The organism is Erythrobacter oryzae (genome assembly GCF_030271515.1).
In the GTDB taxonomy this organism is placed as follows: Bacteria; Pseudomonadota; Alphaproteobacteria; order Sphingomonadales; family Sphingomonadaceae; genus Erythrobacter; species Erythrobacter oryzae.
The window spans coordinates 18,798-35,009 of record NZ_JASCXI010000004.1 but is presented as its reverse complement, the minus strand read 5'-3'; the positions used below and the strand labels follow the sequence as shown (position 1 = coordinate 35,009).

The 16,212-nt window shown below is 68.6% G+C and carries 17 protein-coding genes; 10 read left to right on the top strand and 7 right to left on the bottom strand.

All coding sequences use genetic code 11. The annotated features are described in order from the left end of the window. The first annotated feature begins 1 nt into the window (after nt 1). Nucleotides 2-1,060, top strand: coding sequence for a 3-isopropylmalate dehydrogenase (leuB, locus tag PFX90_RS12750; RefSeq protein ID WP_285712900.1), 1,059 nt, complete (start codon nt 2-4; stop codon nt 1,058-1,060). Between the two features lie 56 nt (nt 1,061-1,116). Continuing rightward, a complete protein-coding gene (locus PFX90_RS12745) occupies nt 1,117-2,286 on the top strand; it encodes a glycosyltransferase (protein ID WP_285713589.1) in 1,170 nt (389 codons plus the stop codon). 150 nt (nt 2,287-2,436) lie between these two features. On the opposite strand, the gene PFX90_RS12740 is transcribed toward PFX90_RS12745, so the two are convergent. Further along, nucleotides 2,437-3,771 (bottom strand): phospholipid carrier-dependent glycosyltransferase, encoded by a 1,335-nt coding sequence (locus PFX90_RS12740; protein WP_285712899.1) that lies wholly within the window; start codon nt 3,769-3,771, stop codon nt 2,437-2,439. A 45-nt stretch (nt 3,772-3,816) separates the two neighbouring features. Beyond that, nucleotides 3,817-4,230: a hypothetical protein gene (locus PFX90_RS12735; RefSeq protein WP_285712898.1), complete on the bottom strand. Its 414-nt coding sequence runs from the start codon at nt 4,228-4,230 to the stop codon at nt 3,817-3,819. Nucleotides 4,231-4,331: 101 nt separating this feature from the next. Here PFX90_RS12735 and PFX90_RS12730 point away from each other — a divergent pair, with 101 nt between their 5' ends. The 6 genes from PFX90_RS12730 to PFX90_RS12705 all read left to right on the top strand — a co-directional run bounded on the left by PFX90_RS12730 (nt 4,332) and on the right by PFX90_RS12705 (nt 8,521). Continuing rightward, the gene (locus PFX90_RS12730) at nt 4,332-4,868 is read left to right on the top strand and encodes a TetR/AcrR family transcriptional regulator (protein WP_285712897.1); all 537 of its coding nucleotides are present in this window, start codon (nt 4,332-4,334) and stop codon (nt 4,866-4,868) included. Between the two features lie 11 nt (nt 4,869-4,879). After that, entirely contained in the window at nt 4,880-6,097 is a 1,218-nt protein-coding gene (locus tag PFX90_RS12725) for a trans-sulfuration enzyme family protein (protein WP_285712896.1), read from the top strand. A gap of 116 nt (nt 6,098-6,213) precedes the next feature. Further along, nucleotides 6,214-6,639 (top strand): hypothetical protein, encoded by a 426-nt coding sequence (locus PFX90_RS12720; RefSeq protein WP_285712895.1) that lies wholly within the window; start codon nt 6,214-6,216, stop codon nt 6,637-6,639. Further along, complete coding sequence (locus PFX90_RS12715; protein ID WP_285712894.1) at nt 6,636-7,253, top strand: 2-hydroxychromene-2-carboxylate isomerase; 618 nt, start codon at nt 6,636-6,638, stop codon at nt 7,251-7,253. The genes PFX90_RS12720 and PFX90_RS12715 overlap by 4 nt, the downstream gene beginning before the upstream one ends. A gap of 95 nt (nt 7,254-7,348) precedes the next feature. Then, nucleotides 7,349-7,489 (top strand): hypothetical protein, encoded by a 141-nt coding sequence (locus tag PFX90_RS12710; protein WP_285712893.1) that lies wholly within the window; start codon nt 7,349-7,351, stop codon nt 7,487-7,489. 93 nt (nt 7,490-7,582) lie between these two features. Further along, entirely contained in the window at nt 7,583-8,521 is a 939-nt protein-coding gene (locus PFX90_RS12705; protein ID WP_285712892.1) for a hypothetical protein, read from the top strand. Nucleotides 8,522-8,549: 28 nt separating this feature from the next. On the opposite strand, the gene PFX90_RS12700 is transcribed toward PFX90_RS12705, so the two are convergent. The 3 genes from PFX90_RS12700 to PFX90_RS12690 form a co-directional block, all read right to left on the bottom strand. After that, nucleotides 8,550-10,544, bottom strand: a complete 1,995-nt coding sequence (locus PFX90_RS12700; RefSeq protein WP_285712891.1) for a S41 family peptidase — start codon at nt 10,542-10,544, stop codon at nt 8,550-8,552. Nucleotides 10,545-10,612: 68 nt separating this feature from the next. Continuing rightward, on the bottom strand, nt 10,613-11,746 hold the full coding sequence (locus PFX90_RS12695; protein ID WP_285712890.1) for a helix-turn-helix domain-containing protein: 1,134 nt from the start codon (nt 11,744-11,746) through the stop codon (nt 10,613-10,615). Between the two features lie 91 nt (nt 11,747-11,837). Then, the gene (locus tag PFX90_RS12690; protein WP_285712889.1) at nt 11,838-12,536 is read right to left on the bottom strand and encodes a M15 family metallopeptidase; all 699 of its coding nucleotides are present in this window, start codon (nt 12,534-12,536) and stop codon (nt 11,838-11,840) included. Between the two features lie 136 nt (nt 12,537-12,672). On the opposite strand from PFX90_RS12690, the gene apaG reads away from it, so the two are divergent. Together apaG and PFX90_RS12680 are read left to right on the top strand one after the other, a co-directional pair. Next, nucleotides 12,673-13,086, top strand: coding sequence for a Co2+/Mg2+ efflux protein ApaG (gene apaG, locus PFX90_RS12685; protein WP_285712888.1), 414 nt, complete (start codon nt 12,673-12,675; stop codon nt 13,084-13,086). A gap of 39 nt (nt 13,087-13,125) precedes the next feature. Next, on the top strand, nt 13,126-13,914 hold the full coding sequence (locus PFX90_RS12680; protein ID WP_285712887.1) for a LysR family transcriptional regulator: 789 nt from the start codon (nt 13,126-13,128) through the stop codon (nt 13,912-13,914). Here the strand turns inward: PFX90_RS12680 and PFX90_RS12675 are convergent. Both PFX90_RS12675 and PFX90_RS12670 read right to left on the bottom strand, forming a co-directional pair. Beyond that, the gene (locus tag PFX90_RS12675) at nt 13,899-14,732 is read right to left on the bottom strand and encodes a hypothetical protein (RefSeq protein ID WP_285712886.1); all 834 of its coding nucleotides are present in this window, start codon (nt 14,730-14,732) and stop codon (nt 13,899-13,901) included. The two genes, PFX90_RS12680 and PFX90_RS12675, sit on opposite strands and share 16 nt — an antisense overlap. Nucleotides 14,733-15,432: 700 nt before the next feature. Further along, nucleotides 15,433-16,158 carry a helix-turn-helix transcriptional regulator gene (locus PFX90_RS12670; protein WP_285712885.1) on the bottom strand — a complete coding sequence of 242 codons (726 nt, stop codon included), beginning with the start codon at nt 16,156-16,158 and terminating at the stop codon, nt 15,433-15,435. Between the last annotated feature and the right edge of the window lie 54 nt (nt 16,159-16,212).

Below are 16,212 nucleotides of genomic sequence, written 5' to 3'. Positions count from 1 at the left end.
CATGAAGATTGCAGTCCTGCCCGGCGACGGGATCGGCCCGGAGGTCACCGCCGAGGCGGTCGCGGTGCTTGAAGCCCTGGCGCTCCCGGGCCTCACGCTGTTCAGCGGTGATGTGGGCGGCGCGGCCTATCACCGCCATGGCCACCCGCTGCCGGAAGAGACGCTCGACATGGCGCGCGCGGCCGATGCGATCCTGTTCGGCGCGGTGGGCGATCCTTCGTGCGACGCGCTGGAGCGGCATCTGCGGCCCGAGCAAGCGATCCTCGGCCTCAGGAAGCACCTCGGCCTCTTCGCCAACCTGCGCCCGGCGCGGGTGTTTGCGGGGCTGGAGCATCTCTCGCCCCTTCGCGCGGACATCGCCGCCGGGCTCGACATGCTGATCGTGCGCGAGCTGACCGGCGATGTCTATTTCGGCGCCAAGGGCCGCCGCGAGACCGACGCGGGCGAGCGCGAGGGGTGGGACGCCATGTCCTATGCGGAGAACGAAGTGCGCCGCATCGCCCACGTCGCCTTCCGCGCGGCGGCGGCTTCGGGGCAGAAGCTCACCAGCGTCGACAAGGCCAACGTGCTCGAAACCAGCCAGCTGTGGCGCGACGTGGTGGTGGAGGTCGCCGCCGAATATCCCGGGGTCGCGCTTGAGCATATGTACGTTGACAACGCCGCGATGCAGACCGTCAGCCACCCCGAGCGCTTCGGCGTCGTGCTGACGGGCAATCTGTTCGGCGACATCCTTAGCGATCTCGCCAGTGCGGCGGTGGGGAGCATCGGCCTGCTGCCCTCCGCCTCGCTGGGCGAGCGGCAGACCGCCTCAGGCAACTTCGGCCTTTATGAACCGATCCACGGCTCCGCCCCCGATATCGCCGGGCAGGGCAAGGCCAATCCGATGGCAACGATCTTGTCGGCGGCGATGATGCTGCGCCATTCCTTCGGGCTGGAGGAACAGGCCGAGCGGATCGAGGGCGCTGTGGCCAAGGCGCTCGCCGACGGCATTCTCGGCGGCGATCTCGGCGGCTCGTACGGCACCGCAGCCATCGGCGCGGCGGTGCGCGAACGGCTCTGACGAAGCGGGCGCGCGCCAGTTATGGTTTATAAAGAATTATGGTGCACATGGGGGCCATGGATAACGCCTTCTTTCCGCGCCTCGACAGCATCGACGAAGAGCTCGCCGACATCTGGCCGGTGCCCGCACCCGTGAACCTCGAACTCGCCATCATCCTGCCGACCTTCAACGAGCGCGGCAATCTGGCCCCGCTGGTCGAGCGGATCGACCGCGCCATCGGCACGGCGGCCGTCTGGGAAGTGATCATCGTCGACGATGACAGCCGCGACGGCACCGCCAATGAAGCGCGCGCGCTGGCGCAGAAGGATGCCCGCGTGCGCGTGATCCAGCGCATCGGCCGCCGGGGCCTGTCGAGCGCGGTGATCGAGGGCTTCTGCGCCACCGCCGCGCCCTATGTCGCGGTAATGGACGCCGACCACCAGCACGATCCCGCGCTGCTCCCCGGCATGCTCGCCGCATTGAAGAGCGGCGAGGCCGAGATCTGCGTCGCCAGCCGCTTTGCCGAAGGCGCGAGCACCGCCGAATGGGCCGCGCCCGAGCGCGAGAAGCTCTCGACCTACGCCAACGCGCTCGCCCGCAAGATGACGGGCGTGGAATTGACCGACCCGATGAGCGGCTATTTCATGCTCCCCGCCGATGCCGCCCGCGCACTGGTGCCGCGGCTGTCGGCAATCGGTTTCAAGATCCTGCTCGACCTGCTCGCCACCAATGACAGGGCGATGAAGGTCAAGGAATTCCCCCTCAATTTCGCGGCCCGCCGCGAAGGAGAAAGCAAGCTGGACCGCGCCATCCTGTTCGATTTCCTCGCCGGGCTCTACGACAAGACCTTCGGCAAGGTGATCCCGACCCGTTTTGCCCTGTTCGGCACCGTCGGTGCAGCGGGCGTGGTGGTGCACTTCCTGGTCCTCACCAGCCTGCTCTTCGTGATGGACCACGCCTTCACCTTCGCCCAGAGCATCGCGGTGCTGGTGGCGATGAGCTTCAACTTCTGGCTGAACAACTGGCTGACCTACCGCGACAAGCGGTTGACCGGCGCAGGCGAATTGCTGCGCGGCTGGCTGGGCTTCATCGCCACCTGCGCGATCGGCGGCTTTGCCAATGTGGCGATCGCGACCTTCCTCGAAGGGCAGGGCGTGTTCTGGGTGCTCGCCGCGCTGGCGGGGATCGTGGTCGGCTCGGTGTGGAACTACGCCCTGTCGAGCCGCTTCGTGTGGGGGCGGTTCTGAGGCCCAAGTGCCTCCCCGTCCCGCAGGGATGGGGAGGGGGACCGCCCGCAAAGTGGGTGGTGGAGGGGTTTTGCCCCGATGCCTTACCCCTCCGTCAGCGCCTGATGGCGCTGCCACCTCCCCATTCCTGCGGAACGGGGAGGGACTTTCTTACCTCCACCCCTTGAGCCACGCCCAGATCAGGTAATCGTCGCCCCCGCTCAAGGGGAGCGCGGCAAGGATCGGGAAGTAGAAGGCGAACACCGCCACGGACGCCGCCGGGATGCCCCAGGCGGGCCACTTGCCGTAAGGCAGCCGCCTGAGATCGCTGCACGCCAGCGCCAGCGCCGCCAGCAGGAACAGGCTCGGGGCAGCATAGTGGTAGTAGAACTGCACCGGCTTGGGCGCGATCAGCCACAGGCCGAGGCTCGCAGCATAGCCCAGCGATGCCGCCAGCCGCGCCGCGTCGCGCCGCAGCACGCCTGCGGCCAGACACCACACCAGCGCCGGCAGCCCCAGCAGCATCGTCAGCGGATTGCCGATCAGCAGCACCCCGCGCCACGCCCCGTCGACCTCCTCGTAAAGATACCAGATCCCGCGCGTGTTCAGCACCCATTGCGGCCACTGGCTCATGTAGCGGTGGGGGGTCTTGAGCTGGCTCTGGAGCGCGAAGATCTCCTCGTGCAGCCCGACCAGCCCCTTCTCGGCGAGCGGCGAGGGGTGCAGGGGCGCTGCCATCCAGTATCCGGGGATGAAGGTCGCCGCATAGACCGCGAGCGGCAGGATCCCGAGCCACACGAAGGCCTCGACCAGCCGGATCCCCGGCACCGGCGCGCCGCGGCGGCTCAGGAACAGGCGGCGGCGTCCGGCAGAAAGGCGGGCGAAGAAGAAGGCGAGCCCCGGCGCCATCGCCAGCGGAATGGCGTTCCACTTGGACCCCAGCGCCAGCCCCAGCGCGACCCCCGTCAGCGCCAGCCGCCAGCGGCCCTGCTCGGGCCGCGCCGCGGCGGCGGCAAACTGCCATGCGGCGAGCGCGAGCGCCGCGATCATCACCATGTCGAGCATCGCGATCCGGGCGTGGACGAAGAGGTGGAAGCCGGTGGCCGCCAGCACTGCAAAGGCGATGGTGGCGAAGCGGTCATGGCTCGCATGCCACAGCGCGCGCACGCTCGCGAACAGCGCCAGCACGCCCGCCAGCCACGGCACGATGCGCCAGCCCAGCGGATTGTCGCCGAAGACCCACATCGCCAGCGCGATCAGCTCCTTGGCGACCAGCGGATGCTCGCGGTTGCGATATTCGCCCGCCCCTTCGGTGAAGGCGGCGAGCATCTCGCGTGCGGCGGGGACGTAGTGGACCTCGTCGAAATATTCGATCGTCGGTGTGCCGAGCCGCCATGCGGCGAGCAGCGCGAAAACCCCGGTGATCGCCAGACACCACCCCAGCGGATCGCGCGGGCGCGGGGGAGGGGTGGCGGCGGGGGAGGGGGAGAGGTGCGCCTCGGCCATGGCGGGGCCGCGCTTAGGCAGCCCCGCCGGCGAGAGCAAGAAGGATTATGCCCGCGCCGCCTCGCGCGTCCCCGCCTGCTCCAGCCAGAACAGCCGCGCCGCCATCGCCAGCAGGCCGATGCTGGCGCTGAGCAGGATGAAGGCCACCCACAGCGGCAGGTTCATCCCCACCGCCCGCGCGCGGGGCAGGATCAGGAACGTGGCGACCGAGAGCGAGAACAGCAGATCCCACCACACCTGCACGCCCCACAGGTTGGAGGTGTGGTTGAGGATCACCGGAAACACCCCCTCCGAGGCGATGGTCACCACGGTGAAGGCGGCAAAACCGGCCGAGAGCGCGCCTGCCAGCACGGCGTTGCCGGGCGCACCGGGGCGCGCGGCGATCATCAGGATCGCGGCCACGCCGAACACCAGCCCGCCGCCGGCGAGCGCGAGAAAGGGGGTAAGACTATCGGGCATCACGCTTTTCTCCCATAATGTAGCGATTGCTACATGCGCTTGTAGCAAGCGCCCTGCGTCGCTACAAGCGCGCCATGAGGGCCCGTGCAAAAAAGCCGCCGATGTCGAAGGAGAGCCTGCTGCCGCTGCTGACGGGGCATGTCCTGACGCATGGCCTCGGGCAGGCGAGCCTCAGGCCGCTGGCGCAGGCGGCGGGCACGTCTGACCGGATGCTGCTCTATCATTTCGGCACCAAGGAACGTCTCATCATCGACCTGCTCTCGCATGTCGCGGGGCTCTATTCGGCGGCGATCGATGCGGTGATGGCCGAGGGGGAGCGCCCCGCCACGCGGCAGGCGCTGATGGCGCGGATCCTCGAACAGAACGCCGATCCCGCCTTTGCGCCCTTCATGATGCTGTGGTGGGAAATCGTCGGCGGCGCGGCGCGCGATCTTCCGGGTTACCGCGCCGCAGCCGAGGCGATGGTCGGCGAATTGCTGGTCTGGCTCGAAGGGCACATGCCCGCGGGCGATCCCGATCCGGCGGGGGGCGCGCGCTATCTCCTCACCGTGATCGAGGGGACGATGATGCTCGCCGCGGTCGGCCACGGCGAGACTGCGCGCCAAGGCCTGCTTGCGGGCGGGCTTCTGCCGACGTAGAGACCCCGCCCATGAAGAAGACCACCGGCATGGACCGCGCCGCCACTTCGCGTTGGCGCCCCGCAACCCGCGCGCTGCGCGGCGGCACCTGGCGCTCCGAGCATGGCGAGACCAGCGAGGCGCTGTTCCTCTCCTCGGGCTATACCTACGACGACGCGCAGACCGTCGCCGACCGCTTCGCGGGCACCGCGACAGGCATGACCTATTCGCGCCTCCAGAACCCGACCGTCGCGATGCTGGAAGAACGCATCGCCCTGATCGAGGGGGCCGAGGCCTGCCGCGCGCAGGCGAGCGGGATGGCGGCGATGACCGCTGCGCTGCTGTGCCAGCTCTCCGCAGGCGACCACATCGTCGCCGCGCGCGCCGCCTTCGGCTCGTGCCGCTGGCTGTGTGACAGCCTGCTCCCGCGCTTCGGGATCGAGGTGACGATCATCGACAGCGCCGACAACGCCGCGTGGGAGGCCGCGATCCGGCCCAATACCAAGGTCTTCTTCTTCGAGACTCCGGCGAACCCCACGCTCGATGTCGTCGACCTCGCCTATGTCTGCGGGCTGGCGAAGGCGCACGGGATCACCACGGTGGTCGACAACGCCTTCGCCTCGCCGGTGCTCCAGCGCCCGATGGAATTCGGCGCGGATGTCGTTGCTTACAGCGCGACCAAGCTGATGGACGGGCAGGGCCGCGTGCTGGCGGGCGCGATCTGTGCGAGCAAGCAGTGGATCGACGAGGTGCTGATGCCCTTCCAGCGCAACACCGGGCCCACCCTGTCTGCCTTCAACGCCTGGGTGGTGCTGAAGGGCTTGGAGACGCTCCCCTTGCGCGCCTTCAAGCAATCCGAACAGGCCGTGGCGCTCGGCCAGTTCCTCGAACCGCGGGTGCAGGCGGCGGGCGGACACATGCTCCATCCCGGCCTGCCGAGCCATCCGCAGCACAATCTCGCCATGTCCCAGATGGACGCGACGGGCCCGATCTTCGCGCTGGATGTCGGCACCCGCGCTCGGGCCTTTGCTATTCTCGACGAGCTGAAGCTGGTCGACATCTCGAACAACATCGGCGACGCGCGCAGCCTGATGTGCCACCCGGCCTCGACCACCCACGCAGGCCTCACCGACGAAGCGCGCGCGGCGATGGGCGTGACCGAGGGCCTGCTGCGCATCAACGTCGGCCTCGAGGACATCGCCGACCTCACCGAAGACATGGACCAGGCGCTCGCCGCGGCGGGGATGTGAGGGCGGGGCGGGGCCTCCTCTTTGCCGTTGCGGCGGTCATCACGGGGCTGTGCGGTGCTCCTGCCGCTGCCGATCCGGCACCCCGCGCTGCGGCTGAAGCCGCATTCGAGGCTGCCGTGACGCAGCTCGCGCGCTCCTATGGCCCCGGCGATGTGGCATCGGACCTCGCACCTGACGATGTCCTGGTGCCCTTGCGCGACGCCAGACTGGTTGGCCGACGGTTCGACGGAACCTGGGACTACTATGCCTGGGTCCGCCCACGCCGCCCGCTCGCCTTCCTAGGACATTCGGTCGAGCTGGTCATCACCGAGCAAATGCGCGGCGCTTTCATCGGCTGCTGCGTCGATGACGGGGTGACGCTGGTGCTGCGTGAAAATGGCGACCGGGGTGCGCTCCAGCAATTCGCCGACGATCTGCACTGCCGTCTGGATGCCGCAAGCGCCGATTCCCGCGCAAGCGAGGCGCTGGCGCGCAGCCGGCCCAAGGTCGATCCGGCGACCCGTCTTGCTCTGCAATGCCACTTTGGAGTGATCAACCAATGACCAAGCGCGTTGAACTCGTCTTCGATTTCGTCAGCCCCAATGCCTACCTGATCTGGTGGCCGCTGCGCGAATTGCTGGGTCGCTACGAGGCCGAGCTCGATGTGATCCCTGTCTTCCTCGGCGGCATGCACAAGCTCACCGGCAACGCCCCGCCGATGATCCGCGACGCCGAGGTCAAGGGGAAGAACGAATACGCGATGCTCGAGATGCAGCGCTTCATCACCAGGCACGGCCTCGGCAAGTATCGCCTCCACCCGCAGTTTCCGTTCAATTCGATCCTGCTCCAGCGCATGCTCTTCGCCGCCGATCAGGACGGGCGCGGCGTCCAGTTCGTCGAGGCGCTGCTGCGCCCGATCTGGGAGGAGGGGCTGGACATTTCCTCGCCCGAGGCGATCGGCGCGGCCCTCGCCGGAGCCGGGTTCGACGCCGCCGATCTCTTCGCGCGCGCGCAGACCGACGCGGTCAAGCAGGGCCTTGTCGCCAACACCGACGCGGCGGTCGCGCGCGGGGCCTTCGGCATTCCGACCATGTTCGTGGGGCCGAAGGGAGAGGGCGAAATCTTCTTCGGCAAGGAGCGCCTCGGCCAGATCGAGGAACTGCTCGCCAAGGGCTGAGCCGTCCGCCTCCCGCCCCAATCCCCTTGCCAGCCCTGCATATAATCATAGGCTTGGCGAATCGACGACGCTTCAGGGGACGATAGCGGGGCGCTATGGGACTTTTCCGGAATTTTGCCGGGCCGGCGCTGCTGGCCGGCCTGACTTTCGTTGCCGCCACGGCCAACGCGCAGGAGCAGGCGCCCACGCCGCTCAAGGAAGTGCCCTCTGCGCCCCATGCAGCGCCGGAGCCCTAGGCACCGCCGCCCGTCATCGAAGCGCGCCACTTCGCCGGGCGGCCCGCCTTCTGGGATGCCAAGCTCTCGCCGGACGGCGCGCTGTTCTCCTTCATGCGCCAGGGCAAGGACGCGGTGCAGATGGTCATCACCGAAACCGTCTCGGGCAAGCTGGTGCGCGCCTTCGCGAGCAGCCCGACCGACGATCTGCAATGGTATCGCTGGGTCTCCAAGGACAAGCTGCTGCTTTCGGTCGCCACCCCGGGCAAGTTCTACGACGAGGACGTGCGCTACACCCGGCTGGTGCTGATCGAGGTCGGATCGGGCACGATGACCCGGCTGTTCCCGCGCAGCAATGTGGTGGAGGGCGACAACGTCATCCACATCGCCCCCGATGGCTCTTACGTCCTGGTCTCGATCCAGCCCTCGGTGAACGAATATCCCGCGGTGATGCGCCACGATCTTGCGCCCGACGGCAAGATCACCACCGTGCAGGCCCCGCGCGAGGGCGTGTTCAACTGGACCGCCGACCGCAACGGCGTGGTGCGCCTCGCCACCGGCTATGTCCGCGGGCAGGAGCGGCTCTATTACCGTCCCGCGGGCAGCAAGGAGCTCGTCATGACCCCGCTCGCCGAAGACGGCACGGCGTGGGAGGCGGTGCAGATCGACGGCGATTCGGACCAGGGCTATGTCCTGTCTGAGGGAGAGAACGGCCGCGTCGCGCTGCGGCGCTTCGATTTCGCCAGGCGCGAGGTGCTCGAGACCGTGTTCGAGCATCCCGAATGGGACATCGACGATGCCGCCTTCCGCGACGGCAAGCCCTTCGCCGCCTTCTACACCGCCGAGCGCGACGAGGTGCACTGGTTCGATCCCGCCGCCCGCGCCGCCCCGGTGCCGCCGCAGACGCTGGTGATCGAGGGCGAGGGCCACTCCTTCTCCAAGCCCGAAAGCGCGCAGGCCTGGTACGAGGCGCTCGAGGCGTTCCTTGCCAAGCACAACCCGGCCGACCCGGCGCCGACGATGACAGTGACGGTGGCCGCGGCGGGGGAGTGAGGGGCGGGCCTGCCGCCCCCCCGGTTCATCACCCCTCCTTCGCCTTCATGCGCAGTTCGTAGCTGTTGCGCATCAGGAACGGCGATCCCGCAGCCTTCGTCTGCGTGGTGATCCGCAGCCTGCTGCCGTCACGTGTCACGATCTTGCGCGCGGTCAGCGCCTGACCTTTCTCGATGGTGGTCCCGTCGAGCACGATCGTCAGCGCGCTGCCGTCCGCCGCGCCGCGGGCTTCGACCACGGTCCAGGTAGCGGCCGGCTTCGCGCCGCTGGCGATGCTGAAGGTCCGGCCCGAGGCATCGAGCGTCCAGGTCTCGGCCGACCGGACGGTCTTGCCGGGGCCGTCGTCGAAGGTGAAGGCCAGCGCCTGCCCGTCGCTTTGCATGAGCGTCGGCAGGGCCTGCCGGGCATCGTTGCCATAGTCGCGGTAGTCGAGCGTACCGACCCACTCGCCCGCCAGTGCCTTCGCCAGCAAGCCCGCTACATCATTGCTCGTCGCAAGCTGCCCGCGTGCCACAGCCAGCGCGCGGTCACGCCCCGCTTCGAAATCCGCCAGCGTCGGCACCACCAGCTCGTCGACCGGCACTCCCTTGCCGGGAACGAAACCGGCGATGTTGGTGCGGTTCCAAGCCTCGGGGATGCGCACCTTGATCCCGCTTTCGGGGAGCTTCATCAGGAAGATGGCGCCCGATGTCGGCCCCTCGGCACTCCCTGCGCTGTCTTCGCCGATGACGACCGCGCCCGCCTTCTCCTTGAGCTGCGCGATGGTGCGCGTGGCACCCGATCCGTTGCGCGGCCCGCTCAGAATGGTGAGGCGCCCGCGAAAGGCGAGCTCGCCGATCGGCTGCTGTTCGAAGGTGCTGTCGCCATCGCCGAGCGTCTCTCCGCCCAGCACCGGGATGCGGTCATACCAGCCGTCGGCGCTCCGGGTGAAGGCCTCGAGCGGCGGATTGAAGCGCGCCTCGCGGTCCCCCCAGGTCTCGAAATAGTCGGGCAGATCGCCGTAGCGCACCGCCTTGTAGCGGATCGGCTTCGACCAGGTGAAGGGCTGGCCAATCAGATAGCGTCCGAGCGCCACCGAGACATCCTCCGAACCCCCGCCATTATTGCGCAGGTCGAGGATCAGGTGATCGGTCCCGGCCTCCTTCATCGACGCGAAGAATCCGCTCAGAAAGGCGGTGGCCTGCACCGGATTGCGGTAATTGACGAAGGTATCGATGCCGAGCCGGGCGGCCTTGCCGGCCATCCGCCAGGTGATCGCATTGTAGAATTCGCTGCGATACTTCGCCCCCGGGCCGGGCAGGGCGGTCCATTGTGCGAAGCGGATCGGCTCGAGCGTGGCGGTGGCGGACGTGAGCGCGCCCGGCACCTTCCACTCGATCTGCCAGCTCTCGGGAAAGCCGAAGAGCGACGGGTAATTCTCGTTGAAGTCGTCGCCCATCAGGTCGCTGTCATCGGCCAGCTTGGCGGCGATCGCCTGATCGGTGGTGCCGTCATAGGACACCAGCGGCGCAAGCTGGAGTAGCAGCGCGGGCACCGGCGTGCCGTTGATCGCCAGAATCTCGCTTCCCGCCGGGGGTGCACCGGGCTGACCATCGTTGGAGACGACGATCATCCGCCCCTCGATCAGCTGGAAGCGCAGCGGCAGGTGGGTGGCGGCGCGGGTGCGAAAATCGTCCAGCGCCTCGGACATTTCGGCCTTGGTGTGATCGCAGTGGATGGAAGCGAGCAACCGGGCGATCTCGGCATGGAGCGCAAGCTCGGTGATCGGCGCGGCCGCCGCCGCTTCCAGCCGCGCGAAGGCGGCGTCGATCGCTGCCTTGTCGCTGTAGCGGTAGAGCCCCGGATGCACCGTTTCGAGCGCACGGCGCAGCAGAGCGACATCGCGGCTCGCCTGCGCGGCGCTCAGCACCCGCGGCGTGTAGCGCGCGGCATCGACGGTCTGCGCGGCAAGGGGGGCGGCAAGCGGGACAGCAAGGGCCAGCGGCAGGGCGAGGGCGGCAGCGGCAAGGGCGAGGTGTTTCATCGGGACGGCTCCATCTTTCGGGGATGCCGCCCTCTTGTCCCGATCCTCCGGCGGGCGCGCCTCAAACCTCAAATGGCCAGAGAAATTTGTGATCTGGAACGCCACGCGCTCGGGCTCATTCCGGCAAAATCCCGGAAAGCCCGGTTGAAGCTCGCCTTGGAATTGAACCCGGCATCGAGCGCCAGCGTCAAGAGGTCGCGATCTTCGCCCGGCACCGCCAGCAGCCCCTGCACCGCCGCAACCCGGCGGCGGTTGATGACGGCGTTGAAATTCTCGCCCGAGGCCGCGCCCAGCGCGCGCGAGAGATAGGTGGTGTTGGTTCCGAGCATACGGGCGAGGCTGGCGAGCGTCAGCCCGGGATCGCGCCACAATTCCTCCGCCTCGATCCGGGCGATCCATGCGTTGCCTTGCGCGGTCCAGTCGCGCAGCGGTGCGGGCGCGGCTGACTCGGGCTCGGGCTCCGGTGCAGGTTCAGTCGCAGCCGGGGCCTGCGGAAACCGTGTCTCGGCATGGCGCCAGCCGGCAATGCCGAGGTAAAGCACCAGCAGGCTGTAGCCGACATAGAGCGGGAACTGGTCGAAATAGTCGCGCGACGGATCGATCCGCTTGGCGATCAGGAAACCGGCCCAGATCGCCCCCATCGTCACCAGCGCCGCGAGGAAGTTGCGGATCCACACCGGTTCGAAATCGGCGCTGTCGGTGCGGTTCTCGTCCAGCCACTGGCGATAGGCGCGATAGCGCCGGTAGGCGATTGCGCCGTAGACCGCGATGCTGACCAGCGCGGCAAGATCGAGCGCGGGATCGATGAAAGGTTCGTGGACGGCATCGTTCCAGCGGTCCTTCACCGGCAGGGGAAAGGGGAAGACCAGCGCATAGGCGAGGAATTGCACCGCGACGGCCACGAAATGCGGCCAGACCCGCGACGGCGGCGCTTCGACAAGCGAGACGGTGTAGAGATAGAGCAGCGGTCCGAAGGCGAGCGTCAGCGGGAACGGCGCGAAACTGAGCCACGGCCACCTGTCGTAGAAGCCCGCATAGCCGATGATGTAGGGGGTCATCAGCGCGGCCACCGCCAGGATCAGCAGCGCCAGCCACCGGTTGGCCGCCCGGTTTGCCCCGGCGCGGAACAGCAGGACGGCGAGCAGGACCCCCTGCATCGCGCAGATCAGCAGCGTGATGCTCATCGGTCCGAAAGCGATCATGGGGCGATATATGCCGCAGTCGGTGGCCGGAGGAAACAGACTTGCCGGGCGTGAGGCAGCGGCCGGCCATCGGCTGTCACCGGTTTCGCGCTCACCCCGCCGTCACTGCCTCCAAGGGCGTGTCCATGATCGGATAGCGCCGCCATTCGGCCCAGTCGTAGTGCCACCATTCGTTGGGGAGCGGGACGAAGCCCTCGGCGACCATCCAGATCTCGAGCAGGCGGCTCGCGGCGAGTGCCTCCGGCGGGGCGTCGGTGAAGCTGCGGTAGGCGGCGGGGGTGAAGTCGTCGTAGGGGCTGGGCATGGTGACCTCGACGCCGCCCTTGTGGAGCGAGAGGTCGATCGAGCATCCGCGGTTGTGGCGCGATCCGGCGCTCGGGTTGGCGACGAATTCGCGCTTGTCGGGCGGGGTCTGGTCCCACATCGCCTTGGTGATGCGCCAGGGGCGGTAGGCGTCGAAGATCAGGAGGCCGTAGCCTGCCGCCTCGGCGCGGGTCTGCACTTTCGCGAGCGCCTCGGCCACCGGACGCTGGGCGACGGCGCGGGCGACGGGGTAGAGCACGCGGCCCATGAAGTTGGCGGAGGTTGCATAGCGGATGTCGAGCCTGAGGCGCGGATCGTAGCGGGCGAGGTCGACAAGGTCGCTCGCCAGGTCCGCGGCCGGATCGACCGGCGGGAGCAGGGCAGGCGGCGCGCTGCGCCCGGCGCATCCCGCCACCGCGCCCGCCGCCATGCCCGCCAGCACCGCGCGGCGCGATAGGTGGAGGGGCGGGGCGGGGGCGCGCAGCATCGCCGCTCTGGCTATGCCATCGCCCGCCCGCCTGCAACCGCGCGGCGCGAATTACGACGAGTTGCGGGATACAGCTGGGATTAAGCGCGTTGGTGCTCTTGTGACCCGGCGAAGAATCGCTAACCTTGGGGGCGACATGAAAGAATTTTTCCAGCACGCCGCCACCACCGACGGGGTCACCGTGAGGGTCGCCGTCAACTACCTGCCGGAGCAGTCGCATCCGGAGGCGGGCAAGTGGTTCTGGGTCTATCACATCCGCATCGAGAACGCCTCGCACGAGCCGCTCACCCTGCGCACCCGCCACTGGCGCATCACCGACGGGCGCGGGATGGTGAACCATGTCGACGGCGAAGGCGTGGTGGGCGAACAGCCGCTGCTCCAGCCGGGGCAGAGCCACGACTATGTCTCGGGCTGCCCGCTGACGACGCCGTTCGGCTCGATGGAGGGTTTTTACACCTTCGAGCGCGGCGATGGTTCGCGCTGCGAGGTGCGCATCCCCTTCTTCCCCCTCTCCGCGCCCGAGACGGCGGAAGGCCGCACGCCCCGCTGACTCTTGCGGTGAGCCGCGGGCCGTCCTAATCGCTTCGGCGTGAAGCGCACCCACTTGCCCCTCAACGCCCTGCGCGTGTTCGACGCCGCCGCGCGGCACCTCTCCTTCACCCGCGCCGCGGACGAGCTGGCGGTGACCCCCGCCGCGGTCGGCCAGCAGATCCGCGCGCTGGAGGACGTGCTCGGCGTGGTCCTGTTCCGCCGCACCTCCAAGGGGCTGGAACTCACGCCCGAGGGCGAGGCGGGGCTCGATCCCTTGCGCGAGGGGTTCCTGAGGTTCGAGGAAAGCGTCGCCGCGATGCAGGCCGGCCAGTCCTCCGACCGCTATACCATCGCGGTCCCGCGCGAGTTCTACGCCGAGTGGCTCGCCCCGCGCCTCGCCCGGTTCCAGGCCGGCACCCCCGGCGTGCAATACATCCTCGCCCCCGACGAGCATGCCGACTTCACCGAGGCGAACCTCGACCTCGCGATCCGGCTGGCCGACGGGCCGGGCGACCTCATGGGCGTCCAGCTCGCCCCGGCAATGCGCGTGACGGTCGCCGCGCCCGAGTATCGCGACGCATGGATCGACTGGCCCGGCATGGCGCTGCCCGAGGGCGTGAACCCCTGCATCCGCGCGGGTTCGCCCGGACAGGCGCTCGCCTCGGCGATGGCCGGGATGGGCCGCACCATCCTCCCCCTCGCGCTCGCCGAGCGGGCGATCGCGGGCGGCCAGCTCCAGACCCTCGCCGAGCCCGAGCCCGCCACCCGCGCCTACTGGCTCCTCGCCCCCGCGCCGCAGTGGCGCAGCAAGAAGGTGCGCGCGCTGGTCGCCTACCTTGCGGGCTGATCCGCCGGGTCGTCCAGCAGCCCGACCCTGATCCCGAACACCTCGGGATGCTCCTCCGGCCAGCGCCCCTCGGCCTTGAGCTGCTCGGCCCGGGCGACGAAGGCGGGATCGTGGATGTCGATCCCCATCAAGACCAGCCGCTCCTCCCACAGCGCCGTGAAGCCCTTGTACCAGCGGGCGACCATGTGGTGGAGGGTGTCGAGCCGCTTCTTCTCGGCCACCGGATCGGCGGCGATCCGCCGCTGCTCGGCCGCATAGGCCGCCGCGACCTTCTCGTAGAGCGGGTGCCCCGGCCCCACGTCCTTTTGCTGGTCATAGCGGTGGGGGAGGCGGTTCCTCAGGAAGAACATCACCAGTGCATCATTATGCCGCCGCTCGGTGCCGACGACCTTGCCGCCGTGGAGGATGGGCCGCTCCTCCCCCTGGATCGCGCGGGCGAGCGCCGAGTCCTCCAGCCGCGCCACCCCCCGGTCGAGCGCCGCATCCCACGCCGCCCGGAACCCCTCCGCGCCGGGCCGCTGGCGCAGCTTGTAGAGCGCCTCGAGGCTCTTGCCGACATGCCGCGCGGCCTGCTGGACGATGCCGGTCGCGGCCAGCTGCGCGATGAAGGCGCGCTGCACGTCCGGCGTGATCGAGTTCGCGCGCGGCTGCACATGCGGCACCGGCACGAAATCGAGCAGCGGATCATCGGGCGCAGGCGGCACGAGTTCATAGGCGACCGCGGAGGTCGCCTGCTTCGCGATCTTGCGCTTGATCCGCGCAACGGGCCGGACAGCGGAGCGGGAGGGGCGGGCGGCAGGAGGGCGCTTGTCGGTCATGGCCCAAGGGGTGACAGGTTTGCGGGGAGTAGGAAAATGAAAAGCCTCCTCCTCTTCAGGGGGAGTCGCAGACGGCCCGCTTGCGGGTCAGCGGGTTGGGGGAGGGGCGGCTGGGCTCACACGGAGACCGCGGAGGAAAGGAGACCGCAGAGGGAAATGAGTCCCCCTCCCGCCCACCCCCGGCTCAAGGCCGGGGCGGGTATCGGGGTTAGGGGTGGGCGCGGAGCCACCACCCTCGCGCAGGCCCACCCCGCTGCGACTAGGCCGCTGCGCGACCAAGTCTCGCTCCCCTCCCGCAAGCGGGAGGGGCGATCAACGCCACCAGTCCCCCTCCCGTTCACGGGAGGGGCCAGGGGTGGGCGCGGAGCCGCCAACGATGCGTGTGACAATGAACCGGCGCGAAGCGCCGCAAGGCCGAACGGCCGCCGCGCCTTATGGCGCGAAAGCCAAGCAGCGCGGACGCGCTGCGCCCGGCGCTTGAGGGCGAAAACAAAAAACTCCCGGAGCCACAACGCCAGCGCCCAACCCCGCGGCCCCACCCCCCCCGCGTCCAACCCCGCCCTGCCGGTGGCAAAAGCGAGCGCCCGCAGAGCGCCCTCGATCGCGTGGAACAGAGAGCAGACCCGAACGCGCCGGTCCTCGGCAGGGCCAGAGAAGGTGACTTGGGGAGGGGGGAGGGTGGCGTCGGGCTGCTGCAAGGCTAGATATGGATCTGCCCAAGCCGCAGCGCCTTGATCACCGCTCCGATCCGATCGTGGCAGTCCAGCTTGGCGAAGATCCGCCGCATATAGGTGGCCACCGTATCACCCGAGATGGCGAGGATGGTCGCGATATCGGTGTTGCTCTTGCCTCGCCCGGCCCAGGTCAGAACCTCGCGTTCACGCAAAGACAGAGAAGGATCGGCGTTCGCCGCTGTCAGTTCGCAGATTTTCTGATGGCCGTTCGTCAGCAACATATGGTGCGTGTTGATCGTCGGCAGATCAGGTAACGGCTCGCCGGGGGGAAAGCCGACTGCAACATAGGCGTTATGACCATTGGGGCCCCACAGCGGGAACCCGTAGCCCGATGTGATCCCCATCCGCACCGTCTCGGCCACATAATCGAGCTCGGCCCTGGTCAGCCTGCGGCTGCTGAGCGCATCGTGCCAGGTCGTCGGCTTGCCACGGCGCATGGTGATGTCCGGGCCCGGATCGATCAGCCGCGCACCCTGATCGATGTAGTATGTCCTCCACTCATCGGAGAATCCGACCGAGTAAACCTCCGACAGGACCGACGCGATCCCTTCGAACATCACTTCGGTGTGGTAGCTGAACTTATCGCCTCCGATCGCGATCGAGGCTTCGTGCATGATCTCCAGCAGCTCGGCGACGCTGGTCGCTGCGAGCAAGCGGTCGACGGCCTCTTCGTCCAGATGTGATCCGGTCATTGGCACCCTCCCTTGCCATGATCCCGCTTGGCACTCGATCCGTGAATTGTCTGA